The 14,717-nt window shown below is 67.4% G+C and carries 11 protein-coding genes, 1 pseudogene and 1 riboswitch; of the genes and pseudogenes, 6 read left to right on the forward strand and 6 right to left on the reverse strand.

Annotated elements, in window-relative coordinates:
* Positions 1-2: 2 nt before the first annotated feature.
* From ACWDTP_RS16000 to ACWDTP_RS16015, 4 genes are read right to left on the reverse strand one after another with little or no spacing between them, the layout of a single operon-like run.
* Positions 3-1,031, reverse strand: coding sequence for a 2-hydroxyacid dehydrogenase (locus ACWDTP_RS16000; RefSeq protein WP_450021354.1), 1,029 nt, complete (start codon positions 1,029-1,031; stop codon positions 3-5).
* Positions 1,032-1,041: 10 nt separating this feature from the next.
* Positions 1,042-1,761: an ABC transporter ATP-binding protein gene (locus ACWDTP_RS16005; RefSeq protein WP_450021356.1), complete on the reverse strand. Its 720-nt coding sequence runs from the start codon at positions 1,759-1,761 to the stop codon at positions 1,042-1,044.
* A 58-nt stretch (positions 1,762-1,819) separates the two neighbouring features.
* Positions 1,820-2,686 (reverse strand): ABC transporter permease, encoded by an 867-nt coding sequence (locus ACWDTP_RS16010; RefSeq protein ID WP_450021358.1) that lies wholly within the window; start codon positions 2,684-2,686, stop codon positions 1,820-1,822.
* Complete coding sequence (locus ACWDTP_RS16015) at positions 2,683-3,690, reverse strand: ABC transporter substrate-binding protein (protein WP_450021360.1); 1,008 nt, start codon at positions 3,688-3,690, stop codon at positions 2,683-2,685. Before ACWDTP_RS16015 ends, ACWDTP_RS16010 begins: the two co-directional genes overlap by 4 nt.
* A 553-nt stretch (positions 3,691-4,243) precedes the next feature.
* Here ACWDTP_RS16015 and ACWDTP_RS16020 point away from each other — a divergent pair.
* From ACWDTP_RS16020 to gcvP, 6 genes are all read left to right on the forward strand, one after another.
* Entirely contained in the window at positions 4,244-4,768 is a 525-nt protein-coding gene (locus tag ACWDTP_RS16020) for a flavin reductase family protein (RefSeq protein ID WP_450021362.1), read from the forward strand.
* Positions 4,765-6,225 carry a 4-hydroxyphenylacetate 3-hydroxylase family protein gene (locus ACWDTP_RS16025; protein ID WP_450021364.1) on the forward strand — a complete coding sequence of 487 codons (1,461 nt, stop codon included), beginning with the start codon at positions 4,765-4,767 and terminating at the stop codon, positions 6,223-6,225. The genes ACWDTP_RS16020 and ACWDTP_RS16025 overlap by 4 nt, the downstream gene beginning before the upstream one ends.
* Positions 6,222-6,641, forward strand: a complete 420-nt coding sequence (locus ACWDTP_RS16030; protein WP_450021366.1) for a RidA family protein — start codon at positions 6,222-6,224, stop codon at positions 6,639-6,641. Before ACWDTP_RS16025 ends, ACWDTP_RS16030 begins: the two co-directional genes overlap by 4 nt.
* Positions 6,638-7,312 (forward strand): DUF1028 domain-containing protein, encoded by a 675-nt coding sequence (locus ACWDTP_RS16035; protein WP_450021368.1) that lies wholly within the window; start codon positions 6,638-6,640, stop codon positions 7,310-7,312. The genes ACWDTP_RS16030 and ACWDTP_RS16035 overlap by 4 nt, the downstream gene beginning before the upstream one ends.
* A gap of 53 nt (positions 7,313-7,365) precedes the next feature.
* The gene (locus ACWDTP_RS16040) at positions 7,366-8,511 is read left to right on the forward strand and encodes a M20 family metallopeptidase (protein ID WP_450021370.1); all 1,146 of its coding nucleotides are present in this window, start codon (positions 7,366-7,368) and stop codon (positions 8,509-8,511) included.
* Positions 8,512-8,525: 14 nt separating this feature from the next.
* Positions 8,526-8,624: riboswitch (glycine riboswitch) on the forward strand.
* A 144-nt stretch (positions 8,625-8,768) separates the two neighbouring features.
* Positions 8,769-11,660 carry an aminomethyl-transferring glycine dehydrogenase gene (gcvP, locus tag ACWDTP_RS16045; RefSeq protein WP_450021372.1) on the forward strand — a complete coding sequence of 964 codons (2,892 nt, stop codon included), beginning with the start codon at positions 8,769-8,771 and terminating at the stop codon, positions 11,658-11,660.
* Between the two features lie 103 nt (positions 11,661-11,763).
* Here gcvP and ACWDTP_RS16050 read toward each other — a convergent pair whose 3' ends face one another.
* Both ACWDTP_RS16050 and ACWDTP_RS16055 read right to left on the reverse strand, forming a co-directional pair.
* Complete coding sequence (locus tag ACWDTP_RS16050) at positions 11,764-14,148, reverse strand: substrate-binding domain-containing protein (protein ID WP_450021374.1); 2,385 nt, start codon at positions 14,146-14,148, stop codon at positions 11,764-11,766.
* A 46-nt stretch (positions 14,149-14,194) separates the two neighbouring features.
* Positions 14,195-14,717: pseudogene (locus ACWDTP_RS16055) on the reverse strand (hypothetical protein); the annotation flags it as partial.

Here is a 14,717-nt window from a genome sequence, read left to right on the forward strand (position 1 = left end):
TGTCACGGGCCGGCGCAGGCCGGGCCGGGGGCGCCCCGCAGAGCGGGGACGTTATTGACGACGTTGCGTGGGAGCACGTCCCGGAGGCCGTCGTGCAGCGCTCCAAGGGCCGTGGCGATCATCGCGGTCGTCGATTCCACCGTGGATCCAGCCAGGTGCGGTGAGAGGAACACGTTGTCCAGCGCCTGCCAGCGGTGTGGGCCGACCAGAGGTTCGCTCGAAAACACGTCCAACGCAGCTGCTTTGATACCGCGGGTGCACAACGCGTGGTACAGGGCGTCCTCGTCCACCACGGCGCCGCGTGCAGTGTTCACCACGACGCCGCCCGGCCCGAGCAGTTCCAGGCGGTGCCGGTCGATGAGATGCCGTGTCTCCACGGACAAGGGAACATGAACGGTCAGCACGTCGCTACGTTCACATAGCTCGTCGACGCCCGCGACGGATTCGAGTGACAGTGTGGTCGTGAGGGACTCGGGAACCGGCGAACGATGATGGTAGAGGATTCGATCGACGTCGAACGCCCGCAGTCGCCTGGCGACAGCCTGCCCGATCCGTCCCATCCCGAGTATGCCGACGGTCCTGCTCGCGAGATCGTGGACGCCTTCCGCGGCGGCTTGCACCATCCACCACTCACCCCGCACGGTGCGCTCATGATTGACCAATGCGTTCTTTACGAGCATCAGCATCGCCATGACGGTCCATTCGGCGACGGCGCGGGCGTTGGCGCCGGGCACGTTGCTGACCGGTATGCCCAGCTCGCGGGCCGTCTCGACGTCGATCGAGTCGAATCCGGCCGTGGGTTGCACGATCAGGCGACAACGCCGTGCGGATTCCAGAACCCGCCGGTCGAAATGGGTGTTGCCGGTCCAGTCCCCGAGGATGAAATCGGCATCGGGAATACGCTCGATCAAACCTTGTGGCGACCGTGGATCGAGTACGCACAGTCGATGCTCGGGCAGGCCACGGATCCCCCGGTAGACGGGCAGCACCACCTCGGCGGGACTTGTGCTCAGGATGACGGGGTGGCGCATCGCCCTCCCGTCATCGCCACAGCATCTCGGTGAGATGCCGGCGCAGGGTGTTGAAGGTATCGGAGGTCCGGTCGCGCGGGCGGGCGAGCGGTATGTCGACGACCGTCTTGATCCGTCCGGGCTCGGCGGCCATGACGACGATTCGATCACCGAGAACGATCGCTTCTTCGATGGAGTGGGTGATGAACACGGCGGTCTGGCGGCGTTGCTCCCAAATGCGTAACAGCTCGTCCTGAAGCTGCACCCGGCGTTGCTCGTCGAGTGCGCCGAACGGTTCGTCCATGAGCAGGATGGTCGGTTCTATGGCAAGCACACGGGCCAGCGAGACGCGTTGCTTCATTCCGCCCGAGAGCTGGTGCGGGTAGTGATCGGCCACTTGCCGCAGGCCGACCAGGTGGAGCATCTCGTCCACGATCCGAGTCGTATCGCCTTTCGGCATACCTTTTTCGCGCAGTCCGTAGGCGACGTTGCGGCGCACCGACAGCCAGGGGAAGAGCGCGAAATCCTGGAAGACCACACCTTTCTCGGGAGATGGGCCGGTGACCGGCGCCCCATCGACCAGCAGCGACCCGCTGGTCGGCTGGTCGAATCCGGCGATGAGGTTGAGCAGAGTCGACTTTCCGCAGCCCGAAGGGCCCAGGACGGTCACGAACTCGTCGGCGGCGATGTCGAGGTCCACACCGTCGAGGGCGACGAACTCACCGGTACGGGACGGGAATACCTTCGTCACCGCCCGGCAGCTGATCACCGGGGCGCGTTCGGAATGTCCCGTCGGCGCGGTTCGAGGTTCAACGGACATTCGGCGACCATTTCAGCACGGGCCGCGCGGCGAGACCGAGTAACTTGTCCGACAGGTAGCCCAGTAGGCCGACGGTGAGCATCGCGGCGACGATGACGTCCATCCTCCCGAAGTAGTAAGCGTCCCAAAGGCTGAAGCCGAGTCCGGATTTGACGGCCACCATTTCCGACACGATCACCAGGACCCAGGCCAGGGCCAGCCCCACCCGAAGTCCGGTCAGGATCGCCGGCAGGGCGGAGGGAAGGCCCACCCGCCACAGCGTCATCCGGGGGCTCGTGCCCAACATCCGGGCAGCCGAGACGAGAACCTTCGGCGTGCCGAGCGCACCGGCCGACGCGTTGACCACGATAGGCGGCAGGCAGCCCAGTGCGATGAGAAAGATCGAAGCCGTGGGCTGGATTCCGAAGAAGACGACGGCGAACGGAACCCATGCCGTGGTCGGGATCGGCCGGAGGATGTCGATCACCGGTTGCAGCAATACCTTTGCCCACCGCGACCAGCCGATCAGCAGCCCTATCGCGGTACCGGCGACCGCCGAGATGAGGAAACCGAGAACTACCCGTTGCGTGCTGGCGTATATCGCCTGGAACCAGGTGCCGCTGTAGGGATCCGCCGTCCGGCCCGCGCTCCCGAAAGCCCAGGTCCACCATGTCTGCACCACGGTGTGCGGTGCCGGTATCGAACGTGAGTCGATGAGCCCGCCTGCCGCTGCCAGTTCCCACAACACGACGAGTAGTAGCGGAACGGCCAGATACTGGGGCCGTACCCGGAGCCGGATGTGGCGGCCGAAAGGTCGCGCGGGGGAGGAGGCGACCAGTGCCGAGGACGGTGTGTCAGGCCCGGTGATGGCGCTCATCGTGCACCGAGTTCGGGTCGTGGTGAACCGGTGACTCGTTCCAGCGGACCGTAATCGAAGAACTCTGCGACACGCCCACTCGTATCCGACATCAGTCCGTTGCGGGCGAACTCGGCGATGATTTTCTCGGCCGAGTCCTGCGACAGTGTGATGTCCATCGTGCCGGTCTGCACAGCGGCACGGGCGACGCCGTCACCCATCCCGGTCTGCTCCACCAGCGCTTGCACCCATGCGTCGCTGTCGCCGTTGAGCGCGTCGGTGCGTTCGTGCAGGCAACGGACGAGTGCGTCGACGGCAGCCGAATTCTCGTGCAGCCCTTGCGAAACATACATGAGGCTGGTGGCATCGCCGATCGAGCCGCCCTGGATGTTGAACGGCGGCGCCTCGCCGAACCCTTCGACCAGCGCCGTTGCGGCATTCGGTTCCCACGCAACCATTGCGTCGACCTCACCGTTGCGCAATGCCGTCTGCAGGGGTGGTCCGGCTCCTGCGAACGGCACCAGTTCCAGCTCTGCGATATCGACGCCCGCGTCGCGCAGTGCCGAGCGCAGCAGCATCTCGACGAAGCTGTTCGGCGGTACCCCGACTTTCTTCCCACGGAGGTCGCCCCATGACTCGATGGCAGATCCCTTGCGCACCGTGATGTGCTCGCCGCCTCGGTAGACACCCGCGACTGCCCGGAAGCTGTCATACCCGCCGTCGAGCATCTGACCCAGATTCTGATATCCCATGACGGCGGCGTTGATATTGCCCTGTTCGAGCGCGCGCTGGATCTCGGCGAATTGTTTGAACGCGGTGAGTTTGATGTCGACGGTGTCCGATGTGCACCTGTCCATTGTCCAGGCGTTCGCCGCGTGGACGTCGTACATGAAGCCAAGGGTGACGGTCGTTTTCGAGTTGTCGGTCGCGTCGCTACCGGCGAGCGTGCACGCCCCGAGGACCGCGGTCATCACCGTCGCCAGCGCGGCCGTCAGCAGCCTCTTCGGGGTGAGTGGCAGACCCATCGAGACTCCATTCGAAAAAGCCGACTATTGGCAGAAAAATGTGGGCCGCCGAATGTTGTCAAAGAAAGCCGCGGCCTCGTCGTGTCGCAGTAGCGTGACATTGGGGCTATCGGCCGGTCAAACAAAGAAAACTGAGTATTTGCATCTGGAAAATAGATGCTGAAATAGTTCACCGAATAAATTTCCACAGCCGTTACAGGTTTGTCATGGATGCCTAACTGAAACTGCCATGGGCCGCTGGCTGCGTGATCGTCGAGCTCGGCGGGCCGGTCTTGAGCCGGGCGTGCCCGAATCCGCTGGACATTTACGAGGAGATGATCGCAAAGGGGTCAAGCATCTATTTGCCTGATGCAACGCGCCGTTTTTGTTTGTTTGACGGCACTGGAGTTGCTGCCCGAATCTGGTGGAGCAGTGTGACGAATTGACGAGCGATGCCGGTCGGCGCAGGAGAGGAAACGCAGTTGAGACCATTTGGCTCCGGGGAGCGGGGTGTCGAGATCCGCCGGCCTGCTGACCTCTTACCTTCTGTGGTCCTGGTGAACAGGGCGGCGGCATGAACACCACCCTGACCTCGGAGGCGCGGGAGTTCGTGCGGGCGATCAGTTGTGCCGCAACGCCGGTGACCATCGTGACCGCGCAAGCCGGTGACACCCGCTGGGGGCAGACGGTGTCCGCGCTGAGCCGGGTGTCCGACGATCCTGCAGTGCTTGGGGTGTGCATCAACAGGCGCAGTCCCATCAACGCCGTTATCCGGTCGTCCGGCGCGTTCAACGTCTCGGTGCTCGGCGGCGAGCATTACAGTGCCGCGGACTGTTTCGCCGGCCGCCCGCGAGCCGGCCGGCCGGCCTTCACATTCCGCGACGACGAGTGGCGGGTGGGACAGAACGGCCTTCCCATTTTCGTCGACGGCGTTGCGGCGTTCGAATGCGATCTACACAGCGCCACCGAAATCGGTTCACACCATTTGTATCTGGGGGAGGTGAGCCGCGTAACGCACACCGAGGCCGAACCGCTGCTCCACCTGCGCGGTTGCTACCGCACTCTCGCCGCACACGACACGGAAGGACGGCAGGCGTGATCAAGACCGGAGACGAATACCGGGACGCCATCAACACCGGGCGCGAAATCTACATCGACGGTGAACAGGTGCACGACGTCACCAAGCATCCGATGTTCGCGCCGATTGTCGACATCCGGGCCCGGATCTACGATCTCGCCCACGAGCCGGCCAGTCAGGACGTGATGAGTTACGTCGACGAGAACGGCGAGCGCAACTCCGTCGCGAATAAACTCCCGATGACACAACAAGATTGGCATGACAAACGGGCCGCGATCGATCTGGTGCTCGATGAGGCGCGTGGGGTGGTGACCCGGGTCGGCGACGAGACCGTCGGCGAGATGTGGGCGCTCTACGACGGGCAGGACGTGCTCAACGAGGTGGATCCGCGATTCGCCGAGAACATCCGCAGGCACGTCAAGAAGGCCGCCGCCGGGGATCCGTTCCACATCTCGGCCAACACCGATCCCAAGGGCGACCGGTCGAAACGGCCTCAGGATCAAGATCCCGACATGCTCCTACACGTCGTGCGTGAAACGGATGACGGCATCGTCGTGCGGGGCGCCAAATACGAGACCGCCGCGCCGTACGCCACCCAGGCCTACACCAAGCCCACCATCGCCAATTGGGGTGATGACAAGCTCTCCGACTATGCGGTGGGCTTCATCGCCGATCTCAACGCGCCCAACCTGAAGTTCATCTGCCGCACCGGTTTCGCGGGCCGCCGCGACGCCGCCGACTATCCGTTGTCCAACCGGGTGGACGAGGTCGAGTCGTTGGTGGTCTTCGACAACGTACTGATCCCGTGGGACGACATTCTGTTCTACCGGCACACCAGGGCGGCGACGTTCGTACGCAGCTGTCTGCACCGCTACAGCGCGCTGCCGTATGTCCACCGGTCGATCAGGTTCGCCGACCTGATGATCGGTGCGGCGCTGTTCAATGTCCGGCAGACCGGCCTCGACAAGAATCCCGCTGTTCAGGAGAAGCTGGCGACGCTGGCCTGTTACCGGGAGGGCATCGACGCACATCTGACGGCGGCGATCGCGACCGCCGAGACCAGTCCGGGTGGGCTGATGATGCCCAACCAGTCGCTGCTCTACGCGGGACGAGTCTGGGCACAGACGCAGCTACCGCAGATGATGCACTGGGCCCGCGAGCTGTGTGGCGGGCAGATCTGCATCACCCCGGATTCGGCCACCTTCGAGACCCCCGGGGCGGCGCCGTGGCTGGAGAAGTACTACTCGATCACCGATGACTGGCAGGCCGACGATCGGCGCAAGCTGCTGGCATTCGCCCGCGACCTGCTCAACAGTGACTACGCCGGTCATCGGTTGACCTTCCAACTGTTCGCGCAGGCGCCGCCGTTCGCGCATTACCAGGCGGTGTACCGCAACTTCGACTTCGACGGCCCACTGGCTCTGGTCAAGGCGGCCGCCGAACTGTCCGATCGGGTGGATGGAGGCGTGCCGGCGTGACACATCAGCGGATCCGCCCGTTCAACACCAAGGACACCTATCCCGAGCAGAACCTCGACAACGACCTCTGTCAGGCCGTGGTGGCCGGTGACACCATCTACCTGCGTGGTCAGGTCGGACAGGACCTCGACACCGCGGAGAATGTCGGCGTCGGGGACGTGACCGCACAGACCGAGCAGGCGATGTCCAATGTCGCGACCCTGCTGGCAGAGGCGGGTGGCACGCTGGCCGACATCGTCAAGGTGACGGTCTACCTCGTCGACCCGCGATACCGAGAGAGCGTGTACCGCGTGATCGGCCGATGGCTGCGCGGTGTGCATCCGGTCTCCACGGGAGTGGTGGTCAGCGCGTTGGCCCGGCCGGAATGGCTCGTCGAGGTGGACGTCATCGCGGTGCGACAGGCGGTCGCGTCGTGACGTTCTCACTGGCGGCGGTGGACCACGACAGCGGGGCGCTCGGGATGGTCATCGCGTCCTCCTCGCCGGCCGTCGCCTCCCGGTGTGTGAACATCAGGTCCGGGCTCGGTGCCGCGGCCAGCCAGAACGTCACCGACCCGCGGTTGTCCGGACAGTTGCTCGAGCGGTTGGCCGCCGGGGAGGCCCCGCAGGCGGCGATGGACGCCGTGGTGGACGGGCATGCGTTGCGCGACTACCGGCAACTGACCCTCCTCGACCGCTCCGGCCGCACGGCCGCCTTCAGCGGCGCCGGCGCACTGGGTGTCCACCACCAGCTGGCAGGAGACGGGGTGGTTGCGGCGGGCAACATGCTGGCGGGCCCGGCGACCATCATGGAACTGATCCGCGGATTCGAATCCTCGACCCAACACGAGTTCGAACGCCGTCTGCTCGACGGGCTGGCCGCCGCGCTGGCGGCGGGCGGTGAGGAGGGCCCGGTGCACGCCGCGGGCCTAGTGGTGTACCGCGAGGTGGAGTGGCCGGAGACCACGCTGCGGGTGGACTGGGCCGAGGACCCGTACGCGGGGCTGGCCGAGTTGTGGCGGGTGTGGGAGCCGCAACGCGACGATTACGTGCGCCGGGCGCTGGATCCTGCCGCCGCCCCGAGCTTCGGGGTGCCGGGTGACCGCTGATCAGCGCTCGCGCGAAGAAGAGACAGCTGATGAGTTGATGAGGTGGTGCACCAGTGAGCGCTGAGCGCAAGACGGCCGCCGCCGAGCATCTGCGCCAGAACTGGGAGTTGGTACGCGGGATCGGCACTGCGCTTCACGCGGACCCCGAACCGGCATGGCAGGAGTTCCGCGCCCACCACATGCTCACGACGCTGCTGGCCGACCAGGGGTTCAGCGTCGACCGGCGCGCCGGCGGACTCGACACCGCTTTCCACGCGCGTGCCGGGAACGGGCCGTTGCACGTGGCATTCGTGGCTGAGTACGACGCGCTGCCCGGGCTCGGCCACGCGTGCGGGCACAACCTCATCGCGGCTTCCTCGGTCGGTGCCGCGATGATGGTGCGCGCCGTCGACGAGGGATGCGGACGGACCGCGTTCACCGTGCACGTGATCGGAACCCCCGCCGAGGAGGGCGGCGGCGGCAAGATCATGATGCTTGAGGCCGGCGAGTTCGACGGCTTGGATGCCGCTCTCATGATTCATCCGGGTCCGGCCGACGCGCCTCGGGCGGAGCCGCTGGCGGTCGCGCACTGGCGGGTGGCGTACCGCGGGGTGGGCGCGCACGCGGCCGCATATCCCGACCTGGGTGTGAACGCGGCCGACGCGTTCACCGTGGCGCAGGTGGCGATCGGGCTACTACGCCAGCAACTGCCGTCGTCTGTGCGAGTGCACGGGGTGGTGACCGACGCCGGGTCCGCGCCCAACGCGATCCCCGCCAGCGCCACCGGCCGCTGGTACGTACGCGCGCGCAGCCTGGCAGAACTCGCCGGGATCGAACGACGGATCCGGTCCTGCTTCGAGGCCGGTGCGCTGGGCACCGGCTGTGAGCTCGACATCGAATTGGAATCCCCGCCGTACTCGGAGTTCCGTAACGACGAGGAATTGCTGGGCCTGTTCGTGGACAACGCTGGCGCGCTGGGCCGCGATATGACCGTCGAACCGCCCAACGGTGCGGCGGCGATGAAGACGGCGTCGACCGATATGGGCAACGTGTCGCAGGTGGTGCGCGCCATCCATCCCTATCTCGGGATCGGATCGCTGCCCGCAGTCAACCATCAACGGGAGTTCGCCGACGCCGCCGTGGGGCCGCTGGCCGACGCGGCCCTGCGCGACGGGGCCACCGCGCTGGCATGGACGGCACTGGATATGACCGACCGGTAGAATCAGCAACGCATCGCCCTGGTGCGGGAGAGTTTCGTGACGGCCAGTCACGGACGCCGAAGGAGCAACACCTCTCCGTCAACCTCTCAGGCACCCAGGACCGCGCCGGGCCCCGATGCCTCTGGAAAGCGGTGCTCGCCATGAGCGCCCGCCCATGGGGAAAGGCTCGACCGAGCCGAATCTCTCAGGCGCCCGGCCGGGTCGACGACAGAGGGAGAGGGACTGCAGTATGTCTGCGCCCTGACCAGGAGAGTGTCGTGACCGACCAGCATCATCCGCATCACCAGCATCTTTTCGCTGACCGCCATATCGGCCCGGATGCGCCCGCGGTCGCCACCATGCTCGATGTGATCGGTGTGGCCTCCCTCGACGAACTCGCCGCCAAAGCCCTGCCGGCGGGCATTCTCGATGCGGTGGCCGCCGACGGCCGGGCGCCCGGGCTGGACCAGCTGCCCACCGCGGCCAGCGAGGAGCAGGCGCTCGCCGAGCTGCGGGCACTGGCCGATACGAACACCGTCGCAGTGTCGATGATCGGTCAGGGGTACAGCGCCACCCACACCCCGCCGGTGTTGCGGCGCAACATTCTTGAGAACCCGGCCTGGTACACGGCCTACACGCCGTACCAGCCGGAGATCAGCCAGGGCCGGCTGGAGGCCCTGCTCAACTTCCAGACCATGGTGAGCGATCTGACCGGCCTTGAGGTGGCCAACGCGTCGATGCTCGACGAGGGCACCGCGGCCGCCGAGGCCATGACGTTGATGCACCGCGCCACCAAGTCCAAGACGAACCGGCTGGTGGTCGACTCCGACATCTACGCCCAGACCGCCGCGGTGCTCGCGACCCGGGCCCGGCCGCTGGGTATTGAGATCGTCACCGCCGATCTGTGCGACGGGCTGCCCGACGGTGAGTTCTTCGGCGTCATCGTGCAGCTGCCCGGCGCCAGCGGACGGGTGGCGGACTGGGCGAGCCTGGTCTCCGACGCCCACGACCGCGGCGCCCTGGTCGCGGTCGGTGCCGACCTGCTGGCCATGACCGTGATCACCCCGCCCGGTGACATCGGCGCCGACGTCGCCTTCGGTACCAGCCAACGATTCGGTGTGCCAATGGGATTCGGCGGGCCGCACGCCGGGTATCTCGCCGTGCACGCCAAACATGCCCGCCAGTTGCCCGGCCGTCTGGTCGGCGTCTCGCTCGATGCCGACGGCGCTCCGGCATACCGCCTCGCACTGCAGACCCGCGAACAGCACATCCGCCGGGACAAGGCGACCAGCAACATCTGCACCGCGCAGGTGCTGCTCGCGGTGATGGCCGCGATGTACGCCAGCTATCACGGCGCCGACGGGCTGACCGCGATCGCGCGACGCGTGCACGGGCACGCCGGAGCGATCGCGGCTGGGCTGGGCGATGCGCTGGTGCACGACAAATACTTCGACACCGTTCTGGCCAAAGTGCCCGGACGGGCCGACGACGTGATCGCCGCCGCCAAGGCCAAGGGCATCAACCTGTGGCGCGTCGACGACGACCATGTGTCGGTGTCCTGCGACGAGGTCACCACCGAGGATCATGTGGCGGCCGTGCTGGAGGCGTTCGGAGCCGCCCCGGCGGCGACATCGGGGTCCGGAGCCGCCCCGGCGGCGACATCGGGGTCCGGAGCCGCCCCGGATACCGGGGTTCTTACCCGCACATCGGAATTCCTCACCCACCCGGCGTTCACCAGATACCGGACCGAGACCGAGATGATGCGGTACCTGCGGTCCTTGGCGGACAAGGACATCGCGCTGGACCGCAGCATGATCCCGCTCGGCTCGTGCACCATGAAGCTCAACGCCGCCGCCGAGATGGAGCCGATCACCTGGCCCGAGTTCGCCGGTCAGCATCCGTTCGCACCGGCATCGGACAACCCCGGGTTGCGCAGGCTGATCGCCGATCTGCAGTCCTGGCTGACCGCGATCACCGGCTACGACGAGGTGTCGCTGCAGCCCAACGCCGGTTCACAGGGGGAGTACGCCGGGCTGCTGGCCATCAAGGCCTACCACGACGCCCGCGGCGAGACGGCCCGCGACATCTGCCTGATCCCGTCGAGTGCCCACGGCACCAACGCCGCGTCGGCCGCACTGGCCGGCATGCGGGTCGTGGTGGTGGCCTGCAGGGGCAACGGTGACGTCGATCTCGACGATCTGCGGGCCAAGGTCGCCGAACACGCGGATCGTATTGCGGCACTGATGATCACCTACCCATCCACGCACGGGGTGTACGAGCATGACGTCGCCGACATCTGCGCCGCGGTGCACGATGCGGGCGGTCAGGTCTACGTCGACGGGGCCAACCTCAACGCCCTCGTCGGCCTGGCCCGGCCGGGCCGCTTCGGCGGCGATGTCAGCCACCTGAACCTGCACAAGACCTTCTGCATCCCGCACGGCGGCGGCGGTCCCGGTGTCGGGCCCGTCGCAGTGCGCTCACACCTGGCCCCGTACCTGCCCGGCCACCCGCTGGCCGACGAATTGCCCGATGAGCACACCGTCTCGGCCGCACCCTACGGCTCGGCCTCGATCCTGCCGATCACCTGGGCCTACATCCGGATGATGGGTGCCGACGGGCTGCGCGCGGCATCGCTGACCGCGATCGCCTCGGCCAACTACATCGCGCGCCGCCTCGATGAGTACTACCCGGTGCTCTACACCGGCGAGAACGGCATGGTCGCCCACGAGTGCATCCTGGACCTGCGCGGTATCACCAAGGACACCGGCGTGACCGTGGACGATGTGGCAAAACGCCTGGCGGACTACGGTTTCCACGCGCCGACGATGAGCTTCCCGGTTGCTGGCACACTGATGGTGGAGCCGACCGAGAGTGAGAGCCTGACCGAGGTCGACGCCTTCTGCGAGGCGATGATCGCCATCCGCGCCGAGATCGACCGGGTCGGCTCGGGGGAGTGGCCGGTCGAGGACAACCCGTTGCGCGGCGCCCCGCACACCGCCGAATGCCTGCTGGTGGCGGACTGGCAGCACCCGTACACCCGCGAGCAGGCGGCCTATCCGCTGGGAAAGGCGTTCCGGCCCAAGGTGTGGCCGCCGGTGCGGCGCATCGACGGCGCCTACGGCGACCGCAATCTGGTGTGCTCCTGCCCGCCCGTGGAGGCCTTCGCGTAGCCGGGGGCGCGGACTGCCTCGGCGAGCGACCGCTCCTGCACGCGATTCACGGCGTGTCCTTGTACAGACACGCGCGCTCGCGGTGCCTACGAGGGGGCGGCGCTCAGCCGAGCATGGTGGTGATGGCCGCGGTCAGCTCCGGGGAGGACGAACTGGACATGTTCTGGTAGGTGCCGCCGGTGGTCTCGGCGACCGCTTCCCAGGCCGACCGGTCGGAATCGTCGCCGAAGTCGATCACGTTGACCGCGACCGGCCGCTCCCGGTCGAACGCCCCGCGGATGAACGCCTCCAACCCATCGGAGCTGAGGCTCTGGTCGGTGTGCGGTCCGGTGGTGATCACCAGGACCGAATTGCTGCGGTCGGCATTGAAATTGGCGATCGCCTCGTTATAGACCAGCCGTAGCGTGGTGAACGAAACCGCGCCGCCGCCCGACGCCGACTGATCCTCGAGGGTCGAGGCCAGCAACGATGAACGGGCTTGACCGCTGACCGGCTCGGCGAGCGGCCCGGTCGCCACCTCCGAGCGCCCTTCGGTTCCGTCGAACGTCCACAGCCCGACCTCGGAGGTGGTGGGCAGCGCCTTGAGCCGGCTGCTGAGTGCGGCCGCCACATTGGCCAGCCGTGATTTCCCGCCCTCCTCGGTGGGCATCGACTGGTCCAGCATGATCGTGACGGCCGGGCTTGACGCGGGCGCCGACATCGCATTGGCGAGCGTGACCCGCATCGAGTTGTCCTCGACGGACACCGGTGAACCGATCGGCCCGAAGTCGGTGACATCACTCGACGGCGGGCTGGTGCCCTCGGCCCGGAACCCGGCCTTGGCCAATTCGCCGAGCTGCTCGGGTTTGCGCAGATAGCGGGCGAACTCGTTGGCCGCAGCCACCTGCTCCTGCTCCAGCCAATCGCCGGCCAGCAGCACCGCGGGATAGTCCGCGACGGCGGTGGGGCCGGCGGGCAGCCAGCCGGTCAGCGACTCCTTGGCATCGTCGCTGGAGGTGGCCCGCTGGAACAGCTGCTGTTCGGTGGTCGCCACGGCGTGCACGGGCGCCGAGGCCGCGTCGCCGGCATCGATCAGGGCGTCCAGCGCCGTACCGAGTTCGCCGTCGTCGAGCTTGGGCGCTCCGCCGACGAGTGTGTTGACACTGCCGATGCCCGAACTCGGCGGTGATCCCGACGGGGCCGATTCGGTGGCCACGGCTTCGGCCGCCAGGTAGGCCGCATCGCCGTTGTTGCGGTTGGGCAGGGCCAGTTTCAGGGTGCCCCAACCCGGCAGGCGGAGTCCGTTCATGGCGGCCGGACTGCTCTGCAGTTCCGGCAGCTTGGACCAGTTCTGCCGCCCCAAAGCATCTTTCAGCTCGGGGCGGACGGCGAGCAGCACCGGTGAGGTGACCAGGGAGCGGCTGTCGCTGACCGTCTTCTCGCCGGCGGTGGCCTCCAGCCTGGCGCTGGCGATGCCGCTGGAGGGGATCCACAGCGCCGGCCGGTCACCGAGTTCGGACGGCCACGCGTTGGCGAAACCGCTGACCACCCGGTCGGATTCGGCGGACTGCACGCGTACTTTGACACACTTGTCGCCGACCGGGCTGACCGTCTCGTTGTACTTGTTGGCCAGCGTCTCGATCTGCGAGGAGATGGTCGGGTCGGCGATGACCGCCACCCCGAGCTCACCGTCGACGCAGCGGGCCGCGGCGGCGTCGCTGCGGTTCGACAGCACATCGCCGAAGAACTTCCACAGCACCACCCCGCCGACCACCGCGACGACCGTCACCAGCGCGACGATCACCCCGATGCTGACGCCGCGGCGGCCGGACGCGGCGGCCCGGTGGCTACCCGTCCACTCGCCGCCGTCCCACTCGCCGCTGTGCTGTCCCCTCGGCGGCGTCGAGGGCGGCGGGTCGTCACCGACCGCGGCCAGCTGGGTGGTCGGCTGATCGCCGTCGACGTAGTCATCGTCGTACTCGTACTCGGTGGCGTAGTCGTCCGCGTACTCGTCGGCGTAGTCGCCCGCGTACTCGTCGGTGTACTCGTCATCCGGATATTCGGCGTACCCCGAACCGCGGTAGCGCTCGTCCCGGTAGCGGTCGTCGCCGCGGTATCCGCCGCCGCGGTCGGCCTCGTCGTAGCCTGCGCCGGTGTAGGTCTCGCCGGCGTAGTCGTCGTAATCCTCGTCGGCGTAGCGGCCCTGGTACGGGCCGCTGGCCTGCTCGGCGATCCCCGACTGGTCGGTGTCGTCATCGTCGTCGAGGTAGCGGTGCCTGCGGCGGGGCGGCGGGGGACCGGGGTCGGGCCCGCGGCCCGGGCCCCGGTCGTATCCCGGCCGGTCGTCGAACCCGTTCGCCTCGCCACCGGGCCGATCACCGGGCCGGGGTCGGCCGGGGCCGGGCCGCCCGGGACCGCCGCGCCCGGAATCGGGTTCGCGGTGCGGCGGTTCGGGACGCTCGGGACGGTCCGGCGAATCCTCGGGGTCGGGAACGCTGTGCCTGCCCATCCCTAACCCCTGTACTCGTCGGTCATCCGGCCCCGCCGAAGTCTAATCACCGGTCAGCGGTGCCGGCTTTGAACTCGCGCCGACGCCGATGCAGGATCGGCTCGGTGTAGCCGTTGGGCTGTTCGGCCCCGGACAGGATCAACTCCTGCGCCGCGGCGAACGCGATGCTGGCGTCCGGGTTCGGCGCCATCGGCAGGTAATCGGGGTCCTTGGCGTTCTGCTCGTCGACGACCGCGGCCATCCGGCGCAGGCTGGTGTTGACGTCGTCGGCGGTGATCACGCCGTGCCGCAGCCAGTTGGCCAGCAGCTGGCTGGAGATGCGCAGCGTGGCGCGGTCCTCCATGAGTGCGACATCGTGGATATCGGGCACCTTCGAGCAGCCGACGCCGGCGTCGATCCAGCGGACCACGTAACCGAGGATGGACTGGCAGTTGTTGTCGACCTCTTCGTGGATCTCCTCGGGTGACCAGGTCAGCGACGAATCGGCCAGCGGGATGGTCAGCAGGTCGTCGACGTGTTCGAGGTGCAGAAGGAGCTGGCCGACCGCGAGCGCGCGTCGATCGACGACC

It is taken from the genome of Mycobacterium sp. NPDC003449 (genome assembly GCF_053588415.1).

What these genes read in the sequence shown, in the direction of transcription:
- ACWDTP_RS16050 (WP_450021374.1), bottom strand. Translation starts at nt 14,148, where the DNA reads ATGGGCAGGCACAGCGTTCCCGACCCCGAGGATTCGCCGGACCGTCCC.
- ACWDTP_RS16015 (WP_450021360.1), bottom strand. Translation starts at nt 3,690, where the DNA reads ATGGGTCTGCCACTCACCCCGAAGAGGCTGCTGACGGCCGCGCTGGCG.
- ACWDTP_RS16010 (WP_450021358.1), bottom strand. Translation starts at nt 2,686, where the DNA reads ATGAGCGCCATCACCGGGCCTGACACACCGTCCTCGGCACTGGTCGCC.
- ACWDTP_RS16000 (WP_450021354.1), bottom strand. Translation starts at nt 1,031, where the DNA reads ATGCGCCACCCCGTCATCCTGAGCACAAGTCCCGCCGAGGTGGTGCTG.
- ACWDTP_RS16020 (WP_450021362.1), top strand. Translation starts at nt 4,244, where the DNA reads ATGAACACCACCCTGACCTCGGAGGCGCGGGAGTTCGTGCGGGCGATC.